Source organism: Roseibacillus persicicus, assembly GCF_014651675.1.
GTDB classification, from domain to species: domain Bacteria; phylum Verrucomicrobiota; class Verrucomicrobiia; order Verrucomicrobiales; family Akkermansiaceae; genus Roseibacillus; species Roseibacillus persicicus.
This window is the reverse complement of sequence record NZ_BMXI01000016.1, coordinates 39,024-61,768: the sequence shown is the minus strand read 5'-3', so window position 1 is coordinate 61,768 and position 22,745 is coordinate 39,024. Positions and strand designations below refer to the sequence as shown.

Genomic DNA, 22,745 nt, shown 5'->3' with positions numbered 1-22,745 from the left:
GCCATGAATCCTTATCAAGAACACAACGACCATCTCAATCGCCGCCAATTTCTCAATACTACTGGGATGGGTTTGGGAGCTGCTGCGCTCGGGTCTTTGCTGTCTCAAGTGGAGGCTGCGGGTGGGAAGCATATCGCTGGCCCGCACAATGAGCCCAAGGCCAAGCGGGTCATTTTCCTGTTCATGGCGGGAGCTCCCAGTCAGCTGGATCTCTTCGATTACAAGCCTGACCTCGCGGCGCGGTTCAAGGAGCCTTTGCCTCCCAGCGTGACTCAGGGCCAGAGGGTGACGGCAATGACCAAGGGCAAAGAGCAGTTGGTTGCTCCTTCCAAATACAAGTTCAGTCGCCATGGCGAAAATGGCATCTGGCTCAGTGAACTTCTTCCGCATACGGGCTCGGTGATCGACGACATCTGTTTGATCAAATCCACCAATACCGATGCTATCAACCACGACCCGGGCAAGACTCTGTTTTGCACTGGAACCGAGATTCCTGGGAAAGCCAGTATGGGGGCCTGGCTGAGTTATGGCTTGGGGCGCTTGAATGAGAATCTCCCGGATTTTGTCGTGTTGAACTCGGCGTTCTGGACGGGAGGAACCTCCAACGTGCAGGCTCTCTACAGTCGTTTGTGGGGCTCTGGCTTTTTGCCTTCCAAGCATCAGGGCGTCGCCTTCCAACCTGCGGGCGACCCGGTTCTCTTTCTTTCCAATCCGGATGGCGTGACCCGCAAGGTCCGGCATCAGATGCTCGATTTCGTTACTGAGATGAACCAAGAGCACCTCGGCGCCATCGGGGATCCGGAGATCCAGACGACCATCGCTCAGCAGGAGATGGCCTTTCGCATGCAAATGTCCGTGCCGGAGTTGACTGACCTATCAGACGAACCCCAAAGCGTCCTCGACCTCTATGGCCCTGAGGTCCACAAGAGCGGATCCTTCGCCCGCAACTGTCTCCTTGCGCGACGAATGGCGGAGCGAGATGTGCGTTGCATCCAGCTCTTTCACCGGGGATGGGATCATCACGTGAAGCTGCCGCAGCAGCTGGAGGGGCAGTGCTACGATGTCGACCAAGCCTGTGCCGGTCTTCTCAAGGACTTGAAGCAGCGGGGTCTTTTGGAAGATACTCTCGTTGTTTTCGGAGGGGAATTCGGGCGCACGACCTACTGTCAAGGGACCCTGACCCACGATGACTACGGGCGCGATCATCATCCCCGTTGTTTCTCCACTTGGATGGCCGGCGCGGGGGTGAAGGGCGGAATCACCCATGGCGAGACCGATGACTATTGCTACAACGTCGTGAAGGATGGGGTTCACGTGCGCGACTTCAATGCCACCATTCTCAATCAACTGGGGCTCGACCACAACAAGCTGACCTTCCCCTTCCTTGGACTCGACCAGAAACTCACAGGGGTTAATCCAGCACGGGTGGTGAAGGAGATTCTCGCATAGGGGCATCCTTGGCGACTTCATCACTTCTCCGAGAGGAACGTTTCCAAGCGAAGAAATCCGGGTTCGCCATCCAAGGGAATGAAGCGAAGGGGAAGTTCGAGCAGATATGCTTTTCTTTTGGAGGGACAGGGGACGCCTCCTCTCCTACTCTCGGTGACGTGAGTAGAGACGAGATATTTGTGGAAGACGGCGTGCGAAAGCCCTTTGAGTTTTCCCAGAAAGTGGTGGGCGTGTTCGAGGACATGATTCGCCGCTCAGTGCCCGGATACGGTCTGACGCTCACCGCGATTGAGGCTGTTGCGGGACGCGATGTTCCGGCGGGAACACGGATCTACGATTTGGGTTCGTCTCTTGGGGCTGGGGTGGAAGCTGCTTGGCAGGGGGCCAGGGACAAGAATGTGGAGATCCATGGTATCGACAATTCAGCGCCCATGGTCGCGCGGGCGAGCGAGCTTCTCGACCTCCCGGGAGTGTCTTTTCATGAAGGTGACGCGGTGACTTGGCCGATGGAGAATGCGGGGCTGATCATTCTCAACTTCACGCTTCAATTCGTGCCTCTCGCGGAACGCTTTGCTTTGTTAGAGCGCTGCCACCGCGCCCTCGTTCCCGGTGGGGTGCTCTTTCTTTCTGAGAAATTCATCAGCCCTGACCCAGCTGACGAGGACTGGTTGCGCGAGATCCATTGGCAGTTCAAACGCCAGCAGGGTTATTCCGAACTTGAGATTGCCCGCAAGCGGGACTCTTTGGAGAAAGTCCTGATCCCTGAGACTCCAGCCGATCATCAGTCCAGACTCGAACAAGTTAACTTTACCCAAGTGACACAGCTTTTGCAGTGTCTCAATTTTGCAAGTTGGGTGGCGAAAAAGTAGGCCGGGGAGGGGACGAGGCTGAAGCACGTTTGGTAGCGACATGCAAAAAAGGCTGAATCAGAACGATTCAGCCTTTGGTCAAAACGAGAGCGAAGCTGTCTTTAGCGTTTCCGTCGAAAAAGCACTGCGAGTGAGAGCAGACCCAAGAGGCTGGTGGAGGGCTCAGGGACGACGCCGCCGGAGAGTGAGCTCAGTCCGGTGGAATCTTGAAAAGATGCGGTGAGGGTATTGCGGGCATCAGCGATGGAGTCAGGTCCGTAGACTGCTGAGCGTCCGCTGGCCCAGAGGTAGACGGTCTCGCCGGGCTCCATGGTCCAGCTCAAGGAACCAGAGAGAACGTCGTCGTCGTTCAGTCCGTTCTGTTCCAAGCGCAAGGTGTCGAGTTGGTTGAAACCGAATTCAAGATAGGAACTTTCGGAAGAAGAGAAAAAGAAGCCGTCATCCGGGCCGGCGGTTCTTGTCGCGATGGGAGGGAAGAATTCGCCGGAAGGGGACCAGATGCTGAGGGTGGCAAAGTTCCCTGCGAAGTCGTTGTCGATGTTCGAGACTAGTCCGGTGAGGGAAGCATCAAGAGTGAAGGTCTTGGGCGCTGAACCATTGAAGGTGTAGCCCTCAATGGCGACCGAGGAACCGAAGGCCGCCCAGTTGCCGCTGTTTGTGCTCGCGTAGGTCCGGATGAGAGGAACAGACAAGCCGTTGCTGGCGTCCAAGACGCTGAAGCCGGAGCTGGACCCGCGGGACTCGGTCAAGGAGGTGGCGCTGGAGAGTGAACCTGCTCCGCCATCGCTGGGAGCAAAGTTGAAATTGGTTGAGGTAGAGGTGAAGCGGCGGTCGGCCACGCTGGCAAAGGACTCCGAACCCCAAGAGGGCTCAATGGAAAGCTGGGCCCCGGCAAAGTTCGAAAGCGAGAGGCTCAGGCTCAGGAGGGTGAGGGTTGATTTCATAATTTGGGTTGGATCTTAGGGGTATGTTCATGAGAGGGAACAACTCTCCACACCCCTCAGTTTTTGAAAGTTAGAGGTGGTGGGAGCAAGGTTTTTAAGGTTCGGATGGGTGGTCTATTGGCCGCGATTGGTAGTCAAAGGTGACTAACTATTTGAGCCGGATTTGTGCTGCAAAACTTGTCGATCTGTTCCAAAGACGGGTGTGGAGAGAGCGCGAAAGGAAGAACTGGAGGCCCGCTGGAAAGCCTGTTGTGACCCGCTTCCGGGGGGAATCCCTTATGTCAATCGCCGCCCCTGCCGGATCAAGGCCAAGGAAGGAGGGCGACGTTTTATCGAGATTCTCGCCGAGCGCTTTCCGGGTAAGCTCAGCGAAGAAGAGTGGCTGCAGGTGTTCCGCGACGAGTTGATCGTGCGGAAAGCGACCGGGGAGCCGGTCACGGATCCCCATCTCCTGGTTACTACCGGACATCAGTATGAGAGGCTTTTACCCGACTGGGTCGAGCCGGAGGTGGGGACGGATTTGAAAGTGATTCACGAGGATGAGGTTCTTCTCATCATCGACAAGCCGGCTCCGATCCCGATGCATGAAGGGGGACGCTTTTGCAAGAACACCCTGATGTGGCTGATGAACCAAGCTTGGCCCGAACTCGATGTGCGGTATGCCCATCGCCTGGATGCGGAAACCAGTGGCGCCCTGGTTTGTGTGAAGGGGAGGGACTATCGAAGTGCGGTTCAGCTCTCCTTCGAACAAGGTGATGTCTTTAAAAGTTATCTGGCTCGAATTCAAGGTTGGCCAGACTGGGAAAAGCTTCTCATCGAAAATGATGTTCCTGCCGAAGGACGGGTGTGGGGAAAGCCGTTGCAAGCGGCTACCGAGGTCAAGCTTCTGGAGCGCTGTCCGGATGGAACGGCGCTGGTGGAGGCTCGCCCTCTGACTGGGCGAACCCACCAGATAAGGGTTCACCTTTGGCAAGAGGGTTTTCCGATTGTTGGAGATCGACTGTACCTCCCCGGCAGGAAGCTGGGGGTAGCGGAAATTGCTGGAATGGGGGCCGAGCCCTTGGCGTTACGCTCGTGGAAAATCGCATTTCCCCATCCCGTCACTGGCAAGCAAGTCGGCTTCGAAGCCGAAGGCGGCCTTTGACGTGGGCCTGCTACAGAAATATCCTTGCTCCCCTGGATTGAGGCCGCAACTGTGACCTCGTATGGACAGGTTGGGTGATATCAATGAACTTCTGGAGAGCTTGGAGCGCAAGCATCAGGTCACGATTCTTTATGCCTGCGAATCAGGGAGCCGGGCCTGGGGCTTTGCTTCGCCTGATAGTGACTACGATATTCGCTTTCTCTATGCCCGCCGAGAGCCGGAGTATCTCCGTGTTTTTCCGGGGGGCGACACGATTGAGGTCGCGATTGAAGATGACCTCGATCCCGGAGGCTGGGATATCAAGAAGGCCGCGGGTCTGCTCGCCAAGTCGAACGGGGCGCTCGTGGAGTGGCTTCATTCACCCATCGTCTATCGTGCCGAGAAGGGCTTTCTCGAACTCTGGCAAAAGGCTGCGCGAGACGCATTTTCTCCCCACGCGAATGCGTCTCATTATCGTGGCTTGGCGGTGCAGATTTGGAAAGGAAAGTGCCAGGGCGATCAATTGCGGGCGAAAGACTATCTCTATGTTTTGCGCGCGCTCTTCTCCGCAGAGTGGGTGCTGGAAAATCAGAGCCCGGCTCCCGTGAACTTCAATGACCTTCGCGGTGAACGTATGGCAGAGGCTTTCGAAGAGTTGCTCGAGTGGAAATCACGCAGCGGAGAAAGTGAGTTGATGCCCCGAAGCGCGCTTATCGATAAAGTGATTGAAACGACTTTTGCGAAGCTGGAATCGCTTTTCGAAACGGTTGGTCGTCGCCCCTTGCTTTCTCAGGTCTGTGAACGGCTTTTCCGAAAAACGCTCGCTTTGTCCAATGAGAGTCCAGCGGCTTTCCGATCGATTGGGGGAGTGCGAGCCAGTCGGGGACTTCTCTTCGATGCGGTGGCGGGCAGTCGGGCCTATGGGACGAACCACGCGCGATCAGATGAGGACCGGCGCGGCATTTTCGTGGCGCCCAACGAGATCATGCTTGGCTTCGAACCTGTCACGCAGGTTAGCGACGAGAAAAGTGATGAGGTCTATTACGAGTTGCGTCGCTTTGGCGAGTTGCTGCTGAAGAATAATCCCAATGCCCTCGAGTTGCTGGCGATGCCTGAGGATTGCATACGGTTCCAAGCTCCCGCGTTCTCTCTCCTGACGCCATCTCTATTTCTCTCCAAGCTCTGTGGGCAGACCTATGCCAATTATGCAATGGGGCAGATTCGAAAAGCGCGGGGACTCAATAAAAAGATCGTCAATCCCCAGCCGGAGAAGCGGAAGAGTCTCTTGGACTTTTGCTATGTTTTAGAAGGGCAAGGCAGCGTTGCTCTGACGGACTGGTTGCACGAACGGGGCTTGCTGGAGTCCCGTTGTGGTTTGGTCGGGGTGGAGCATGCTCCGGGGACCTACGCTCTCTTCTACGATGAATCTAGTAGTTTTGGGTATCGGGGTATTGTTTCGAAGAAGGATGACTCGGCTTTGCTCTGCAGTTCGGTTCCCCGCGAGGCCCGGCCCATCGCTTGGGTCTCGTGCAATAGCGATGCCTACAAAGCCCACTGCAAAAGTCATCGCGAATATTGGCAATGGGTGGAGCTGCGCAATGAGGAGCGCTATCAGACCAACACGGAGCACGGGCGGGGCTATGACTCCAAGAATCTCATGCACACCCTGCGCCTCCTCGATATGGCCGAGGAAATTGCGACGGAAGGATTGCTACGAGTGAGGCGTCCGAACCGAGAGTGGTTGATGAGGGTGAGAGCGGGAGAATTTGGCTATGAGGAGTTGGTGGCCAGAGCGGAGGAACAGGTCCAACGCGTCGAGGAGGCCTTTGCCAAATCCACTTTGCCGGATCGTCCTGATGAAGCAAAAGTCAGTGAGGTTCTGCACGAAATTAGGAATCAGTAACGGGTATTCTCTATGAAGAAGGAACGCTTGGCAGAGCAGGCGGGTGCTCTCCTTTGAACACAAAAAAAGGAAGAGCATCGCTGCCCTTCCTTCTTTGAAAAATGAGGTCCGAGTCCTTTTACTCAGCCTTCTTGGGAGCGGGAGGAATCTGGATAGGCGGGGAGACCGCCTTGGGGCGTGGAGCCGCCTTCTGAATCTCGGTCAATTCCACTTCAAAGATCAGCGCGGAGTTTGGTCCGATGAGCTCGTTGCGACGATTTTCGCCATACGCAAGGTCGGGCTTGAGGTAGATTTTCCACTTGGAGCCGACGTTCATGGAGGTGAGCGCCTCGCGGAAGCCGGGCACCACATTGAGGTTCATGGGAACGGGAGATCCTTCGGGAGAAGCATCGAACTCGGTGCCATCGATCAGAGTTCCCTTGTAGTTGACGAGAAACTTGGCTCCTTCGCTGCCATCGTGCTTGGGGCCTTCGCCAGCTTTGAGAACCTCGTATTGGAGGCCGGAGTCGGTGGTGACCACTCCTTCGCGAGACTTGTTCTTGGTGAGGAAGTCCTCGGCAGCCTTGAGATTTTCCTCTCCGAGAGCTTTCTCTCGTTCTTGGATCTGATTGCGCAGTCCCAGCATGGCCGCGTTAAGCGCGTCCTGGCCATTGGCAGGATCGTTCCCGTCCAAGGCGTCCATAAAGCCTTTGATGAATTGATCGCGGTCGATGTCGTCGGCGCCCAGACCGAAGCGGCTCATCTGTTGCTTGAAGGCATTACCATTGTTGTAGCCGAATCCATAGGATGAGTTGGACTTGATGACGGCGGGATCGGTCTCAGCCGCGGGCTGGGCCGGGGCTTCCGTTGGTTTGGCCGGTGCTCCTTCCTGGGCCACCAGAGAGGTCGCGGCCAGAAGGGGTAAGAGAGAAAAATATTGTAGTTTCATGAGGCGGGAAAAAATTGGCAACTGAGGCCTGCGTTGTCGAGGGTGGATTTGGGCGGGGAACTGGGCTACAGCTTGCGGGATGAGCATCATTACGGGACGGGGAGATGAAGGTTACACGGATTTGTTATATGGAAAGCGAATCGCAAAGACGTCCCTCCGGGTGGCGACGCTGGGGGCGATTGATGAGCTGAATACCACCTTGGGAGTCGTCCGCTGCCATGGGAGCGAGAGTCTCGCCGTGGAGGTCGATTGGCTGCAGGAAAAGTTGGTGGGCCTGATGGGGGAGCTGGCGGTGTTGCCGGAGGACCTGGAACGCTACGCTGGTGATACCATGCCCCAGATTGGGCCCGAGGAAGTGGCTACCGTGGAAGAGCGTGCCAAGGCCATCGAGGCGGCGGGGGTGAGTTTCGCCGGATGGGCTCGGCCGGGCGCTGCGGGCTCATTGGCAGCCGCCTTTCTCGACCAGGCCCGAACGGGAGCTCGCCGCGCTGAACGCAAGGCGCTTGCGCTCGCCGAGGAGGGACCTCTGCCCCAGATCACACTCTTTCTCAATCGGCTGTCCGATTATCTCTGGCTTCTCGCCCGCAGAGAAGAGTCCTAGCGGGGCTTAGGTCTCATTGCATCAGTCCACCGGGGCGAGTGAGGGCTCTCGCGGTCCGGGCTTAAAGTCCCCCGAAGCGCCGGTGGCGGCGGGTGTATTCTTCGACCGCAGCCTGCAAGTCGGCACGCTTGAAATCTGGCCAGTATTTCTTGGTGGTCACGATTTCGGCGTAGGATAGCTGCCACAGAAGAAAATTGGAGAGCCGCATCTCGCCCGAAGTCCGCACCAACAGATCCGGGTCGGGGAAGTTGGCTGTGTCGAGGTTTTGCGCCACGAGGTCTTTCGTGACGTCCTCGGGTTTCACTTTTCCGGCCTGCACTTCTTCCGCGATCTTTCTGACCGCTCCCGTGATTTCCTCCCGGCCGCCGTAGGAGAGGGCGAGGATGAGGTTGAGGTCGGTATTTTCCGCAGTTTCCTCTTTGGCTCGCGCGATTCGACGCTGGTTTTTTTCCGGCAGACGATCGATTTGGCCGATGGTGTGGAGTCGCACCTTTTGCTTGTTCAGTTCCTTGGTCTTTTCCGCCAAAAAGCGATCCAGAAGCAGCATCAGGGCATCGATTTCGCTCTGGGGCCGACTCCAGTTTTCTGAAGAAAAAGCATAGAGGGTGAGGTATTTGACACCCAGCTCTTTGCAAGTTTCCACCGCCTCTCTCACCGATTCGGCACCCGCCCGATGGCCGTCACGCCGCGGTAAACCACGCTCCTTCGCCCAACGGCCGTTGCCGTCCATGATGATGGCGATGTGCTCGGGAATGTTTGGTGAAGTGGGCATGTGAGATGAGCTCGGTGGCGATGTTGTTTTTTGAATGTTGGGACTTTAGGGGGACGGTTTCGAGCGGTGGGTGCGTTCTACTGATTGGATGAAGTTGTTGAGCTTTCGGCCGAGGGTGTCGGGGCGGGGATAAAGGAAGTGATAGGCTTTCAGCTCTGCCATGAAACCAGTTGCGTGCAGCGTTTCGAGCTGCCGCGCATTTGGCTAATTCCTTCGAGCTTTTCGAAATCGGGTAAGCAACACACAGATATGAGATCAATCTCAATCGAACGTTCTCGAGCCTCTTGCCAAAACTGAAGGTCCCGATAGCCAATCATCGTCCTAAAAGGAATCCCAACAACCAAAGACCAAAACCAAATATCGCGTTCGCAGGGCCTAGCCCGCCGATTGCTCAACCAGGATCGTCTGATCCCGGCCCGGGCCGATTCCGACGTGGGAGATGGGAGCTCCGGAGAGTTCGGACAGGCGGGTGAGGTAGGCTTTTGCATTCTCGGGAAGGTCTCCCCAAGTGTTGCATGAAGTGGTGTCCTCTTTCCAGCCGGGGAGAGTTTCGTAGACGGGGACGATGCGGTCCCAGGCATCGCGGTCGGCGGGTGGGAATTCGTGCTTCTCACCGTCGATTTCGTAGTGAGTGCAGATTTGTATCGTATCGCGCTCGTCCAGACCGTCGAGGCAGGTGATGGCGAGGCCGGTGACTCCGTTGACCATGCAGGAGTAGCGCAAAAGAACGGTATCGAGCCAACCGCAAGAGCGGGCCCGGCCGGTGGTAGCGCCGAACTCGCGGCCGAGGCCGTGCAGGTAGTTGGCGAGGTCCTCGTTATCGGTTGGGAAAGGCCCTGAGCCAACGCGGGTGGTGTAGGCTTTGCAGACTCCCACGACCGCCTCGATGGCGAGGGGAGGCAGTCCGGTTCCGGTGGTGCAACCGCCCGAAGTGGTGTTCGAGGAGGTGACAAAAGGATAGGTGCCAAAGTCGATATCAAGGAAGGTCCCTTGGGCTCCTTCAAAGAGGATGGTCTCCTTGGCTTTCCAGGCCTTGTGAACGACGGGGATGATGTCCGCGATGTGCGGGCGGAGGCGCTCGAGGGCTGGGGTGATGGCATCGATGATGCCGTCGACGGTGAAGGTTTCCAGTCCGAGGGGCTCGAGAGTGGCGTTGGCTTCCGGAACGCGAATTTCCAAGAGTTCGCGGAGCTTTTCGGGGCGAATGGCGTCGGCGAGGCGGATGCCCTGGCGGTTGGCCTTGTCGGCGTAGGCGGGGCCAATACCGCGCTTGGTGGTGCCAATCTTTTTGTCGCCGAGCTTGGCCTCGCGGGCGGCGTCGAGCTCGCGGTGGAGGGGAAGCACCAGGTGGGCACGGTCGGAGATGAGCAGCTTCTCAGGATTGATGACGATGCCTTGGCCTTCCAGGGTGGTGATTTCCTCGCATAGGCTGATGGGGTCCAGCACCACTCCGTTGCTGATGATATTCTGCTTGCCGGGCCAGAGAATGCCGGAGGGGAACAGGTGGAGGACGTATTTTTTGTCTTCAACGATGACGGTGTGACCCGCGTTCGCGCCCCCTTGGCCGCGCACGACCAAGTCAGCATCTTCAGTGAGCAGATCTACGACTTTCCCTTTTCCTTCATCACCCCATTGGAGGCCTACGACTACGGTATTCATGGTCCAAAAGCCGCCCGGATATGACCGTACGGCGAAGGGGTTCAATGAACCGGAGAGGGCAAAATTTCGAGTGAAATCTTTCTCTTTCCTGCCAGCGGAGCGGATTCGTTCGCTTGTGGGGCACTTTTTTACGATTCCGGCCGCGGATCGAGATCCTCGGGCCGCACGGGGTAGAGTCTGACCGCGCGTTCCCAGGTCAGGACCGCGAGGTTGCAGCCCTCGTCCAACCGCTCGACGAATCGCATCTTGGACACCGCCGAGTTGACCCTCCAGGGCTCGCGCGCGGGTCTTCCGCTTTCCACCTCCCACAAGCGCACCATGAAATCCTGTCCTCCGCTGGCAAGGAGCTTGCCGTCGGGGGAAAAGGCCACGCAGAGGACCTCGTGGTCGTGGGGAAACCGGTGAAGGAGAACTCCGGAGCCGAGGTTCCACAGCCGGACCCAGCCATCGTGGCACGTGGCGGCGAGGAGACGGGAATCGGGGGAAAAGGAGAAACCTTCGATGCGTTCGGGCAGCCGAAAGACCTGATGAACATCGCCCGTCTCGGTCCAAACCCGAATCTGCCCCCGGTCTGAACAAACTGCGAAGAGGCGGCCATCGGGAGAATACTGAATGCTGAGCGGGTGACTGGAAATTCCCTTTAGAACTCCAATGACCTCCTGCTTTTCCAAATCAATCCAGTTGAGCTGCCCGCCCAGGCTTCCGACCAGAGCTTGGGTGCCCTTTGGATGAACCGCCAGACCGTAGGGCGAGTCGATGAGCGGAAGACTGGAAACCTCCTGAAGTCCAGAGTTCCAGATTCGGAGCCGCTTGTCGCCGGAGGTGCTCAGGATGTGAACCTCGCCAGAAGTGCTGCGGTATTGACTGATGCGATCGACTCGGCCCGGGTATCCGGGAGTGAGATTGAAGGGCGAGCTGAGTGGTTTGCTACTAGATGCCTCGTAGTTGCGAAAGGTGCCGTCATTGAGACCGACGAGAAAGCTACGATCGTCAACGCCAATTGAACCGGAGAACGGTGCCGAGGGAAGTGGGAGAATCGTTCCGGTTTCCTCTCCGGTCTGGGCATCAAAGAAGACCGCCCGTCCTCCGCTGCGAAAGAGCGCCAAGCCATATCGTCCGTCCGGGGTTGTTAGAATTTCGAGAGGGGTTTTGGTGACGTTTTCGAAGATGATGCTCGGCTCGGTGAGAGGAGTCGGGAGCGGAGTTGCCCGAGGTTGTTCTCTCTCACTCGGCCAAAAGAAAGCTAACAAGCATGTGAATGCAATGAGGATGGCGGCGAGCGCGAGGGCGCTTTTCTTTGTCTTGTGAGACTTTGCCGATTGAATTCCGAGTGGCTCCCCGAGTTCGATCCTTTTCAGGTCAGCGGCAAGTTCCTCCACGGTTTGATAGCGCTGTTCGGGAGTGAGCGCGATTGCTTTGGCTACCACTTCGTCAAAGGCTAGGGGGAATTGTTGCAGGGTGAGGGTAGAGGGCGGGGGCACTCGATTCTCGGGCAGTGTCGTCCCCGTTAGGAGCTCGAAGAGGATGGCTCCCAGGGAGTAAAGGTCACTTCGCTCGTCGACGAGGCCGCCTTCCACCTTTTGCTCCGGTGCCATGTAGCCGGGAGTTCCCAGTGACTTCTCAGCCAAGGTGTAGAGCGTCATCCCGACCTCCCGGGTGGGGTCGACGACTTTGGCGAGCCCGAAGTCGATGACCTTGGGCTGACCACTGGTTGTGACGAGGAGATTGGACGGCTTCAGGTCGCGATGAATGAGGCCCTGGCCGTGCGCGTAATCTATGGCGTCGCAGACCTTGAGGAATACTTCCAAAATCTTCCGCCAGTCCACTCCGTGGAGAGCTTCCGTGATGGGGCGCCCTTCGATGAACTCCATCGTGAAGTAGGGGTAGCCGTCACTGGTGCTCCCTGCCTGATAGATGCGGGCGATGTAGGGATGCTCTAACAGGGCGAGAGCTTTTTGCTCCGCTGCGAAGCGACGTAAGACCTGTCGGGTATCGACTCCTGGTTTCAACACCTTGAGGGCGACCTTTCGCTGCACGAGCCCTACTTGAGTCGCCCGATAGACAATGCCGAATCCTCCTTCGCCAACCTCTTCGTGGACGGTAAGCCCATCGATAGAAGGAGCGGAATCCGAGAGGCCGGGACTCTCTTCTTTTTTCCTCAAAGCCGCCAGTGCCGCCATGGTGCACCAGGGGCAGAGTCCCTCCACCTCGAGTGGGACGGCTTGTTGGCATCGGGGGCATATTTCGGGACGGGCTGGCATTGTCTTTCGGCTGGAAGCGGAAGCTAGTCTTCCTCCAACTGCATGAAATATTGTTCCGGATGAGGGCTCGGGAGAAGAACGTTTAAGGTCACTGGCACCGCAGCTTCGGAAGGCACTTCGTAGCTGGTGGCGGATAGGCTATTGGGAGCCTCGCCAGTATACAGAATCCAAGCACTGCCAGGAGTGCGACTGATGGTGAGAGTGGCGGTGTTTCCCGAGACCGATATCAAGTCGATGGAGGCAAAAGGCTGGCCCTGATTTTGTGTCTCAGTGACGGCTCCGGGCACCGGACGAATCCCTTCCGGGACTTGTCCAATGGCGTCGAGTGCCCGGGCGGGAATTCCAGAGAAGATCCCAAGTAGGCCGCTGTCGCTTGTCTGGGGGCGGGAGGGCACTTTGCCGCCGTAGTCGCCCAGTTCCCGGAGGGAAACATCGGCTCCAATCTGATTCTGGGATCCGGCCTCGAATCCGTCCGGACGGGGGCTGATGGCGGTGGTCCAGTTCCAGAAAAAGTCATGCCTGTCTTCACTGCCCGAGGGGATGAGGACGTCGGCATCGAAGCTGGAGTTGCTGCTGTTTTGATTCCCCGCAAAGAGGCAACCCGTTACTCGGCTGCTGGCAGTGGGGCCGAAAGCAAAGGCCCCGTAGGAACTCTGCGTGTCCAGAACGCTACAATGGCGCGCGACGAGCAGGTCGCCCTCATGGTAGATAGCCGCGCCCTCGTTGTTGCTTTGATTGCCGTCGAAGGTGACGTTGAAGAGTTCGCTCGGCTTGGAGGAGGTGCTTAGAATCGCCGCTCCGTGGGCTTCGCCAGTCTTAGCGTTGTTGGAAAAGGTGCTGTTCCAAACTTGCAAGTGGCCGGCCCCAAAAGAACTCACCACCGAGTAGGTGCCCGAGGTCGTGGTGTCGTGAACTTCGCATTCGTTGAGAAGCATTCTCCCCGAGCTGGTCAGGTTCACGGAGGTGTCCGTGACCTCGGCGCAATTGAGTCCGATGGAGCCATCGAACTGGGCCGTGAGATTGAAGTCGGAAAGGACCACGTTGATGAGGCTCAGGCTGGAACCCTTTCCCGAATAAAGACCGCCGGTCTCAAGGATGATGGGTTCTTCCAAGGCGGAAGCATCGACCACCACGCGCTGATCGTTCGCCAGACTCTGAATATTCTCAAAGAGAAAAGTCTGCCCGCTCATACTGGCATCGAAGGTGATTCGGCGATGATGGTAGACGGTATTCTGGTCGAGCCGATTCTGCAACGAGCCGACAACGCTGGCGGTTGTGGAGACCACGTTGAGGCTGCGGGAGGTGGAGGTGTTGACCTCCACGGCTCCGATGTCAGGAAGGTTTCGGGAGCTGTTGTTGGAGGTGCTGATTTCGCGAGGGTAGCCCCGTCCATCAATGCTCTCGGTATCTTCCGCATTGGCAGCGCTGAGGGCAGGGGACCCCACCAGCGGATAACAAGTCGGAGCGTGACCGCCGTAGTAACCAATGCGACTGAGCCTCGGGAGCTGATTGGTCTTGTCCGTGAGGTGGTCAAGGGCTGCGGGAGAATCATCGGATAGATTGTATCCCCGGGAGGTGACGTTGTCGGAGAGGTTGAGGAGTCCGCCGGTCTCTCGCGAGTAATTGCGTGCGATGATAGAAGAGAAGGCTCGGGTGTTGGAGCTCGTGCTACCCAGTCCGCCACCAGCATTGTCCACGATGGTGCAGTGCCGGATCTCGGTCGCGAGTGAACCATTGATAGAAATGCCGCCGTAGGGAGTGTCTGCATCCTTGGGACTGTTTTCTGCAATCGTGAGATTCGTGAGATCTGCCGAGCGTCCAAAGGATGAGGACGCCTCGCAGAGAATGCCGCGCCCCGCATTCTGATAGATGGAGCAGGCGTTCATGCTCAGGGTGAATCCGTTGTCGAACCAGACTGCCGCTACCTCTTCATCGAGGCCTGAGCTGGGGATGATGTTGCCGTGGATCTCGCATTCCGTCATGTAAAGGCCAAAGCCCTGAAACCAAATGGCCGCGTGGTCGCAGTGGCGAATGTCCACGTTCTCCAGTTGGAGATCGACCAGCGCATCGACCCGGATTCCCTGATGGCTGGCATTCTCGATCACCATGTTGCGCAGCCGCACGCTCCGACCGGTGACCTCGAGGGCGGCGCCACTGGTTTCGTTGAGAGTGGGCGAAGAGATGCGCGGAGGGCTGGCGAGGCCGGTGGCGTCGAAGGTCAGTCGCCCTGTGTCGGTCGGGCTCGTTCCTGCGTCGGGATCTGCTACGATCAAGCTGCCCAAGCTGGGATCGAGCGCGAAGATGGCTCCGCTCAGGGACTCATCGAATTCGATTGTAGTCGCTTCATCGGGAGCATCCCGGATGGCTTCGCGAAGAGAAATCAGACCACCCGAACCCGGGGCGTCCAGTTGGTCATCGGCGGTCGTGACCACAATGGTCCCCGCTGCCACCGGAAGGAGGCCGGCCATGCTGCAGAGCAGAACGTTGCTGAGAGGATTCGAAGCAATTCGGGTTTTGCGATGTTGGTTGTTCTTCATCTCCCTTTCTCTGGAAATCGGTCCGCGATTGTTTCAAACGAAATGAATTTTTCTCCTCAGGATTTGGAAAAGCTTTTGAGCAAGTCCTCGAACTCGGCATCGACTTCGCTGCGGCAGGACACCGTTTCCGCGATCTCATCCCTGAAGGCCGCTCGAAAGTTTTTGCGCAATCGATGAACCAGAACCCGAACGGTGGAGGGGGCGACCTTCAGTTTTTTCGCCACCTGTGGAGCGTCCATTTCTTCGGTGTTTGTCACCGCGCTTTTGAGGAGTTCATACTCCAATCCCTTGCCCACGGCCTGATAGTCCGCCTTGAGCCGACGATGCGCCCGTGCCAGAAGTTGGAGCACCCAGCGCTGGTCAAAGAGCTGGTCCGGCGAAGCTCCGCTGGCGGGCATGTTGGCGAACTGGTGCTCGGCTTCGTTGAAGTCCAGTTCGGAGTTCGCCAAGGCCAGGGCTTTTGTTCCACCGCCTCGTTTTTCGGCATTCTCGTATCGGTGGCGCGCGGTGAGGTGTCGCTTGAGCGAGCCCAGTAGAAAGGAGCGCAGGCGGCCCTTTCCCCGACTTGCTCGCTCCAGAGCATTGTCCCGCAAGAGTTCGGTCAAAAAAGTCTGAGTAATGTCCTCCGCATCGCAGGAAGAGTGACCGGACCGGCGGAGAAAGCTGTAGATGGGTTTCCAGTAAAGGAGGCAAATTTCCTCGAGGGCATTCTCCACGCTCTCGCCCGCAGCGACGACAAGGCTCCAGCGAGTCACTGGAAAGGTCTGGCCTTGAGTCTCCTGTTCACGTGCCTCCACCGGCACGAGCTTAGGGAGTTGGCCGGTTCCCGTCAATGACCTCGCCCCTGGCTCATTGGGTAATCGACCAGCGGCGCACCTGTCCGTTGGCGCTGGCGGTGGCCAAGCGTTGTCCGTTTTTGTAGATCGTGGCGCAGTTGATGGGGGAGTCATGCTCCAATGCGGGCACCACTTCCTGGCCATTGCGCAGCGACCAGATTCGCAAGGCCCCACGGGTGGATGCAATATCGGTCTGGTCGATGGAAAAGAGAAACTGTCCATCCAGAGAGCAAGAGAACCAGTGAACTCCATCGCGATGCCTCATCCCGGAGTGCAGGAGTTTGCCTCCATGGGCTGCCCTTCTTTTGATGTGCAGGTTACCAGTGGAGCAGGTGAGGAATTCCTCCCGATGGGGGACTGCCGCGAGCTCAATTTCCTCTCCCGGGGTCTCGATGCTGGGATATTTTTTCTTGCCGGTGGACGGGTCGTAGAAGTGGATGCGGCCATCGTGGCCGGCGGCAATGAGGAGGTCGCCACTGTCGGTGAAAGCCAGACTGCGCAGGGACTCGGTGGGTGCCCAGCGGCAAAGCACAGCTCTTTCCAAGGGGAGGAAGGTGGCTAGCTCGCCGTTCTCGAGCAAGACCGCGCCTCGCTCACCCTTGGCCGAAAGAGTGATGCGGCTGACTGGTCGGCGTGGGCCGGGGAGGAAGTCATAGCTGCCCCGGTCGTTCCGAATTCCGATCCAACCCAAGGAGTCGACAAAGACCACCACGTCTTCGTCCCGCGCCATAGTCGAGATCATCAGGGAGCTGCCTGCTTTCTTCGTATGCTTGTCGACGGCCAGCATGGCGGCAAAGGCCTGGGCTCTTCCTCCCGCCAGGCCGCGTTGATTGCCACCCTGCCAGAATTGCCACAGGTAGTCGCGGTGGTTGTGCTGGGCATAGCGGGCGAAGAACTCGGGCTCGAAGCCCTTCATTTTTGTCAATTGCAGGGGCTTTAGATTCTTGGCCCACAGCCCCAGTCTCGCATTGCGATCAACCAGCCAGAGAGTGTCCTTTTCCCGCTCGAAACTCAACCAAGTCACGGGAGTGGAAACCGTTGCGGACTCGGCATGTGGACTCATCGCGGAGACATCCCAGAGCTGCAAAGCGCCTTCTTCCGTGGTGGCACAAACGGCGGCGTGCTCGGGGGAGAAGGCGGCCTGCTCAAAGCCTGAGCCGTAGATGAGAGGATCAAGAAGGCTTTCTCCGGTTTCTTTACTCGTAAACGTGAGCCGGCCACGGCCGTCATCGTGCACTGCAATGTCGTTCCGCGAATGGGCGATCTTTCTTGGAGGGAGCGCGATGACTTCCGAGCCATTGACGAGAAACCCGTTTTTATGTTTTTCGATTTGTTTGGCTGGGGCTTTGGTTGGGGGCGGGGCGACGGGGAGGGCAAAGGATCGGGTTGCTAGAAGAAAGTTTCGGAAGTAGCGCGCTTGCTCGTTGTTGGGATGTAGCTCGAGAGCGAGGTCGATAATACGCAGGGCCTCGCCCGCGTTGTCGCGGCTCAGGGCCAGATTGGCTTCACGCAAGCGGGCGTCCGAGGCCGCGATGCGGGTCGCGAGCTGAGCCTTTTCTCGTTCCAACATTGCTTCCCGGACTTCCTGCGCCGCCTGCCGCTCTTTGCCTGCCATCTGCAAGCTCATGCCTGCAACGGTGGCCAGAAAGACCATCGCAACGGCGACCGCAGCGATGGCGGTGCGGTATTTGCGACAGAATTTTTGCGCGCGGTAGAGTCGGTCGGTTTTGCCCGCCATCACCATGGTGCCCTTTTCGATAGCCAGGAGATCTTTCAGCAAGGCGTCCGCGGTTTGATAGCGATCTTTGCGGTCAAAGGCACAAGCCTTGGCCGCCACCCAGTTCCACTCCTTGGATTCCAGTCGAGGAAAGTTGAAGTCCTGCAAGCGTCGGGCGTTGTCAGACCAAGAGTCGGTGGTGGATACCACGTTCTGCAGAACCGGTCGGCCCAGGCAGAGCTCGTAGGCAATGAGACCCAACGAGTAGACGTCGGAGAGGGTATCGATGCGCGGATTGCCCTCCAATTGCTCGGGGCTCATGTAGAGCGGGGTGCCCATGCGCATGTTCTGCGTCGGCTGGTGGGCAATGGTGAGCGGGCCGGAGAACACCCGCGCGATGCCAAAGTCGATCACTTTGACCACTCCCTCTCCCGTCACCAGGATGTTGGACGGCTTCAGGTCACGGTGGATGACTCCGTTCTGGTGCGCATGGGCGACCGCCTGGGTCAGCTGAACCATGGCCGCCAGCGGAGATGTCTCCGCTTGGTCAATGCTTTCGCCATGGACCAGTTCCATGGCGTAATAGGGGCGGCCGTCCCGGGTTTCGCCGGATGTCTTGAGCTGGGCAATATTGGGATGCGAGAGGAGGGAGACGATTTGGAGCTCCTTGAGAAATCGTGCGCGCTCCAGATGGGATTCCCGCAAGACCTTGACCGCCACTTCCGCGAGGGTGTTGTCGAGAATGATGCCTTCAAAGACTTCGCCAAAGGTGCCTTCACCAATCTTCTGGCCCAATTCGATGCCATCGATGAGCAAATCCTGATTCTTGGGAAGGGCCGCAAAGCAGCATTGCGGACAGATCCCGAATGGACTTTCGTCCGGGATCTGTTGGCCACATTCGCTGCAAGAGTTCTTCATCCTTAATTTGGTTCACGACCAAACTTGGAAGAGATAACCAAGTTCTTCCTGAAATTCTTCTTCGGTGGAGACTGTCTCGCGCACTTCATCCTCAATCAGCTGGCGAAACCGTCCCCGCAGGCGGTGCAGGGCCACCCGAAAGGCCCCGTCCTGCATATCGAGCGACCTGGCTAAGGCTTGCCTGTTCTCATCGGTCACCGAGCGTCCGTCTAACAGGGTCTTGGCGACGTGGAAGAAGTCACTGCGACCCTTGGAGGCCATTTCATTTTCCAGCTTGGTCATGGCCAGGGTGAGGATAGTGAGGGCCCAGCTTTGGTCGAAAGCGCGGTCGGGATTGGGCGCCTCGTCTCCTACGTGCGCCAGCTCGTCCTCCGGCACAGCTTGGGTTCCGCCGCCCTTGCGTTGCGACTGACGGCTGCGCCATTGGTCGGTGAGGAAGTTTTTGACCGAGCGCATGAGATAGGCCCGGAATGCTCCTTTGAGTTCCTGGGGCAGGACATTCTGAGGTCCTTTGAAGATGAGTTTTTCGAAAAAAGTTTGGGCCAGCTCGCGGGCTGTTTCGCGATCGTAGCCTTGGGCGCAGATATAGGAAAAAACTGGCTGCCAATAGTTCTGGCACCACTCCTGAAGCGCCGCGGTGGAATCCGCCTCAGTCCTGACTTTTTGAATCAGCGTCCATCGCGTCTCTGGAAAACCTGGCGGCATGGGCGAAGACTAACACGAACCCCGCCCGGGACCCGCCTGCAAAATCAGGGGAACCTCCGAACTTTCTACTCTTTGTGTGGAACGAGTGGGGCAAAATTGGAGGCGATTACAATCGGTCGATTCGGTTGCAGTAGAGGGGCGGTGAGGGGAATGAGACGCTGCCCTCGTTATGAAAACAAACTACCCTGAAGTCTTTGCTATCGAACTGGACCGCGATGAAGTCGCCCGTGAGTTCGCGCAACTTTATCGGGTCTCATCCTTGATGCTGTTGGGTGCGGTGGGCTTTCTGGTCTGGTTGGCAGTCTTCACCAAGTCCCTTGAGTTCCTCTCCTACAATCCGAACTCAGTCGTTCCCAATGAGGTGCTGGTGGTTGGTTTTTTCATCCTCAGCACCGTCCTCGTGGTGGCGGGCGTATGGCTTTTGAGTGAGTTGATCTACCGCACCATCGGCAAACGGATGGGGGCGAAGCGGGCGGCCGGCTTTTCCGTCGATGTCGAAGGCGCTTTCCTTCGTATCATCGATGGGATAAGTGACCGCAAAATTCACTTCCGCCAGATTGGGGACTACGAGGCCGTTTCTTCCAAACGAAAGAACAAGCCCACAGTCGGAACCGTGCGCATGCGCATCGTCTCTGGGGGAGCCAATACCTCCTTTTTGTCTCTCTACGGAGTCAAAGAGCTCATTGCCACCCGCGATCTTCTCGCTGAGGTGGATGCGGAGCGTGAGTAGGCCGAGCCTATCGACTGCCCTCGATCATCTTCGCGAAGTCGACGAAGAATTCCTTGGAGTCGTTCGGTCCGGGCGCTGCCTCCGGGTGGTGCTGGACGGAGAAGACTGGGTCCTTCGTCGAGCGAGTGCCTTCCACCGTTTGGTCATTCAGGTTGATGTGAGTGACCTCGGTGTCGGGGGGCAGGTTCTCGCCGTCAGTGGCAAAGCCGTGGTTCTGCGCCGTGATTTCGACCTTGCCGGTGCGGAGGTCCTGCACGGGCTGGTTGCCCCCGCGGTGTCCGAACTTCAGCTTGTAGGTCTTTCCGCCGCAGGCGTGGGTCAAGAGCTGGTGTCCGAGGCAAATGCCGAAGAGGGGAGTGCGGCCAATGAGCTCGCGCACTTCTTTGTGAACATAGTCCAAGGAAGCCGGGTCGCCGGGGCCGTTGGAGAGAAAGACACCGTCCGGGCTCATCGCCAGCACGTCCGAGGCCGAAGTCGTCGCGGGAACCACGGTGACGTCGAAGCCTTCCTGACGGAGGCGACGGAGAATGTTGCGCTTGATGCCGAAATCGTAGGCCACGATTTTGTATTTGGCTTCGGAAAGAGGGAGGTAGTTGCCCTCGATGCTTTGCGAGACGGAAGGAATGGTCCAGGGACGGGACTCGCCATCCCAGTGGTAGGTCTTGTCGGTGGTGACTTCCTTCACGAAATCCGCTCCGAGCATGGAGTCTGAGGCTTGGGCCGCTTTCACCGCTTCCTCCTCCGACAACTCGGTAGTTAGACAGGAGCGCATCGCCCCTGCGGACCGGAGGTGCTTGGTGAGGGCGCGGGTGTCGATGTCGTCGATGCCGAGCACTTTGTGCTCCGCCAAGTAGTCGCTCAGGCTCTGGGTCGAGCGCCAGCTGGAGGGCACGTCGCAAAGCTCGCCCACCACAAAACCACGCACGTGGGGTTGGGCGGATTCGGAATCCTCGGCGGTAATCCCGTAGTTTCCGATTTGGGGATAGGTCATTGTTACGATCTGTCCCCGGTAGGAGGGATCGGTCAAAATTTCCTGATAGCCAGTCATTGAGGTGTTGAAACAAACCTCGCCGGTGGTTGTACCATCGTGTCCAAAAGCGGTTCCTTGGAATACCCGCCCGTCTTCAAGTGCCAAAAGAGCCTTTTTACGCATCGCGAAAGCGGACCTTGGACACTCAGGGGCAAACTGGCCAGAGTTATTTCCGCCTGACTGGAAAAGGATGCTTTTTCCGTAGACAGACGGGCCAGGATGAAGTATTTCGCCTGCCCCCACGGAAAAACGGCACCGTAGCTCAGTGGTAGAGCAGAGGACTCATAAGCCTTTGGTCGGCAGTTCAAATCTGCCCGGTGCTACCATTTTTTCTAGAGTGACTTTTCAAGTCGTTAGCGAAGTTCTTCTTCGCTCTGTTTCTTTCGCTTTTGCGGCGAGCTTGAATACCGCGCCGGAATTTGTTTCCTAATAGCCATGGCTTCCTTCACGAGGCAACAGTGGGAGCAGGTTTTTGACCAGCTCGGCGACCGGGAAGCTCAATATGGCCTTCCTTCGCGGCGAGATGGCTCCCTTGTCCTATCCTCGTTTAATATCCGCAAATTTGGAGCGCTTATGCGGGCGGGAAAAACGAAGCGTTCGCAAGGTTCTTGGCAGCTTCTGGTTCGTTTCTGTGAACGTTGCGATTTTGTCGCCATTCAAGAGGTGTTGGACGATCTCTCCAGCCTTTTTCATCTGCGTGAGCAATTGGGCGACCAATACGGACTTGTCATTTCTGACGTTGCAGGAGGTGTTCCCGGCAGACAAGGAAACCGCGAACGGCTGGCTTTTCTTTATCGGAAAGACCGAATCCGGCACACCGAGCTTTCATCGGACATTAGTTTTGAAAGGAGTGTCATTCTGGAAACACTTTTTCAGGACCGTGAGCTCTTCGCGGAAAGCTTCGAGGTTCGGGTTCAGGAGCTACTCGCTTGGGAAGGCAAGGTCGCAGCTGCTGTTGAGGCGCGGAAAAGGAAACCACGTAAGCCTCCCTTCGTGATTCCGAAGTTCGTTCAATTCATTAGGACCCCGCACTTGGCTTCTTTCGAGGCAGAAGGAGAGGGTGATGCTGACGCCTATCGCTTTTTGGCAGTGAATGCTCATTTGCTATACGGTCACCAATCGAAGCAGCGTGAAGAGCGGTGGATGGAGTTCAAGGCACTGTTGGATTGGCTGTTGATGAGAGCCCGGGAATTAGACCGGGTTTTTCAGCCGAACATTTTCTTATTCGGAGACCTTAATCTTGATTTTAAAAAGGTGGATATCCGGCGACGAGCGGTCGAACAGTTCATCAAGTCGGTGAATGAAAAGGGCCGGACAGGAAAGGCTAAAATCAACATGCCCTTCCTGGATGCCCATCCATCCAAAGACGGTGAGGTCTTTCGGACGAACGCACGTAGAGACCAAACCTACGACCAGATTGCCCTTATCGCGCGAGACAAGCGACTTCCCCCTCCTCATAAGAATGATAGTGCAGGAAATGAGGGGCCGGATCTTTTCGACTACGGGATGTTCGATTTTGAGCAGCTGTTTCTGGACGCCGTTCCCGAAGCAACCAAGAGCAACGGCAAGCCTGATTATACCTTGTTCGAGTATGACGTGAGTGATCACATGCCGATCTGGATTCGGCTGCAAAAGCCTATCGCGGATCAAGCCCGTTTCCGGTGGAGATAGCTGTTTTTCCCTCCGCCCAAAAAACAAGGAGCGAGAGGGAGTCTGGGGCTTTTGATGGCCCGCGACTCCTCTCGCTCCTGTTCTTTGCGGTG

Annotated in this window: 17 protein-coding genes and 1 tRNA gene; 8 read left to right on the top strand and 10 right to left on the bottom strand. The window is 57.4% G+C overall.

What is annotated here, in order from left to right; genetic code table 11:
• Positions 1 to 3: 3 nt before the first annotated feature.
• Both IE099_RS16805 and cmoA read left to right on the top strand, forming a co-directional pair.
• Entirely contained in the window at positions 4 to 1,449 is a 1,446-nt protein-coding gene (locus IE099_RS16805) for a DUF1501 domain-containing protein (RefSeq protein ID WP_189572499.1), read from the top strand.
• 158 nt (positions 1,450 to 1,607) lie between these two features.
• Positions 1,608 to 2,318: a carboxy-S-adenosyl-L-methionine synthase CmoA gene (gene cmoA / locus IE099_RS16800; protein ID WP_189572494.1), complete on the top strand. Its 711-nt coding sequence runs from the start codon at positions 1,608 to 1,610 to the stop codon at positions 2,316 to 2,318.
• Positions 2,319 to 2,419: 101 nt separating this feature from the next.
• On the opposite strand, the gene IE099_RS16795 is transcribed toward cmoA, so the two are convergent.
• Positions 2,420 to 3,262: a hypothetical protein gene (locus IE099_RS16795; protein ID WP_189572491.1), complete on the bottom strand. Its 843-nt coding sequence runs from the start codon at positions 3,260 to 3,262 to the stop codon at positions 2,420 to 2,422.
• Between the two features lie 202 nt (positions 3,263 to 3,464).
• Between IE099_RS16795 and IE099_RS16790 the strand changes: the two genes are divergently transcribed.
• Positions 3,465 to 4,406, top strand: coding sequence for an RluA family pseudouridine synthase (locus tag IE099_RS16790; protein ID WP_189572488.1), 942 nt, complete (start codon positions 3,465 to 3,467; stop codon positions 4,404 to 4,406).
• 61 nt (positions 4,407 to 4,467) lie between these two features.
• Positions 4,468 to 6,288 carry a DNA polymerase beta superfamily protein gene (locus tag IE099_RS16785; protein ID WP_229809560.1) on the top strand — a complete coding sequence of 607 codons (1,821 nt, stop codon included), beginning with the start codon at positions 4,468 to 4,470 and terminating at the stop codon, positions 6,286 to 6,288.
• A gap of 118 nt (positions 6,289 to 6,406) precedes the next feature.
• Here IE099_RS16785 and IE099_RS16780 read toward each other — a convergent pair whose 3' ends face one another.
• A complete protein-coding gene (locus tag IE099_RS16780; RefSeq protein WP_189572485.1) occupies positions 6,407 to 7,216 on the bottom strand; it encodes an FKBP-type peptidyl-prolyl cis-trans isomerase N-terminal domain-containing protein in 810 nt (269 codons plus the stop codon).
• A 79-nt stretch (positions 7,217 to 7,295) separates the two neighbouring features.
• Between IE099_RS16780 and IE099_RS16775 the strand changes: the two genes are divergently transcribed.
• Positions 7,296 to 7,817, top strand: coding sequence for an ATP:cob(I)alamin adenosyltransferase (locus tag IE099_RS16775; RefSeq protein ID WP_189572481.1), 522 nt, complete (start codon positions 7,296 to 7,298; stop codon positions 7,815 to 7,817).
• A 61-nt stretch (positions 7,818 to 7,878) separates the two neighbouring features.
• Here IE099_RS16775 and uppS read toward each other — a convergent pair whose 3' ends face one another.
• The 7 genes from uppS to IE099_RS16740 all read right to left on the bottom strand — a co-directional run bounded on the left by uppS (position 7,879) and on the right by IE099_RS16740 (position 19,222).
• Positions 7,879 to 8,589 carry an undecaprenyl pyrophosphate synthase gene (gene uppS, locus IE099_RS16770; protein ID WP_189572478.1) on the bottom strand — a complete coding sequence of 237 codons (711 nt, stop codon included), beginning with the start codon at positions 8,587 to 8,589 and terminating at the stop codon, positions 7,879 to 7,881.
• 375 nt (positions 8,590 to 8,964) lie between these two features.
• Positions 8,965 to 10,248 (bottom strand): adenylosuccinate synthase, encoded by a 1,284-nt coding sequence (locus IE099_RS16765; protein WP_189572475.1) that lies wholly within the window; start codon positions 10,246 to 10,248, stop codon positions 8,965 to 8,967.
• 128 nt (positions 10,249 to 10,376) lie between these two features.
• Positions 10,377 to 12,509 (bottom strand): serine/threonine-protein kinase, encoded by a 2,133-nt coding sequence (locus IE099_RS16760; protein ID WP_194598401.1) that lies wholly within the window; start codon positions 12,507 to 12,509, stop codon positions 10,377 to 10,379.
• Between the two features lie 23 nt (positions 12,510 to 12,532).
• Positions 12,533 to 15,046 (bottom strand): right-handed parallel beta-helix repeat-containing protein, encoded by a 2,514-nt coding sequence (locus IE099_RS16755; protein WP_189572469.1) that lies wholly within the window; start codon positions 15,044 to 15,046, stop codon positions 12,533 to 12,535.
• Positions 15,047 to 15,102: 56 nt separating this feature from the next.
• Positions 15,103 to 15,801 carry an RNA polymerase sigma factor gene (locus IE099_RS16750; protein ID WP_229809559.1) on the bottom strand — a complete coding sequence of 233 codons (699 nt, stop codon included), beginning with the start codon at positions 15,799 to 15,801 and terminating at the stop codon, positions 15,103 to 15,105.
• A 94-nt stretch (positions 15,802 to 15,895) separates the two neighbouring features.
• On the bottom strand, positions 15,896 to 18,517 hold the full coding sequence (locus IE099_RS16745) for a WD40 repeat domain-containing serine/threonine protein kinase (RefSeq protein ID WP_189572463.1): 2,622 nt from the start codon (positions 18,515 to 18,517) through the stop codon (positions 15,896 to 15,898).
• A 12-nt stretch (positions 18,518 to 18,529) separates the two neighbouring features.
• On the bottom strand, positions 18,530 to 19,222 hold the full coding sequence (locus IE099_RS16740; protein WP_189572460.1) for an RNA polymerase sigma factor: 693 nt from the start codon (positions 19,220 to 19,222) through the stop codon (positions 18,530 to 18,532).
• 169 nt (positions 19,223 to 19,391) lie between these two features.
• Here IE099_RS16740 and IE099_RS16735 point away from each other — a divergent pair, with 169 nt between their 5' ends.
• Positions 19,392 to 19,952, top strand: a complete 561-nt coding sequence (locus tag IE099_RS16735) for a hypothetical protein (protein WP_189572457.1) — start codon at positions 19,392 to 19,394, stop codon at positions 19,950 to 19,952.
• Between the two features lie 7 nt (positions 19,953 to 19,959).
• Here IE099_RS16735 and carA read toward each other — a convergent pair whose 3' ends face one another.
• On the bottom strand, positions 19,960 to 21,105 hold the full coding sequence (gene carA / locus IE099_RS16730) for a glutamine-hydrolyzing carbamoyl-phosphate synthase small subunit (RefSeq protein ID WP_189572454.1): 1,146 nt from the start codon (positions 21,103 to 21,105) through the stop codon (positions 19,960 to 19,962).
• Between the two features lie 128 nt (positions 21,106 to 21,233).
• On the opposite strand from carA, the gene IE099_RS16725 reads away from it, so the two are divergent.
• Both IE099_RS16725 and IE099_RS16720 read left to right on the top strand, forming a co-directional pair.
• A tRNA-Met gene (locus IE099_RS16725) sits at positions 21,234 to 21,308 on the top strand.
• Positions 21,309 to 21,417: 109 nt separating this feature from the next.
• A complete protein-coding gene (locus IE099_RS16720) occupies positions 21,418 to 22,653 on the top strand; it encodes an exonuclease/endonuclease/phosphatase family protein (RefSeq protein ID WP_189572451.1) in 1,236 nt (411 codons plus the stop codon).
• Positions 22,654 to 22,745: the final 92 nt, after the last annotated feature.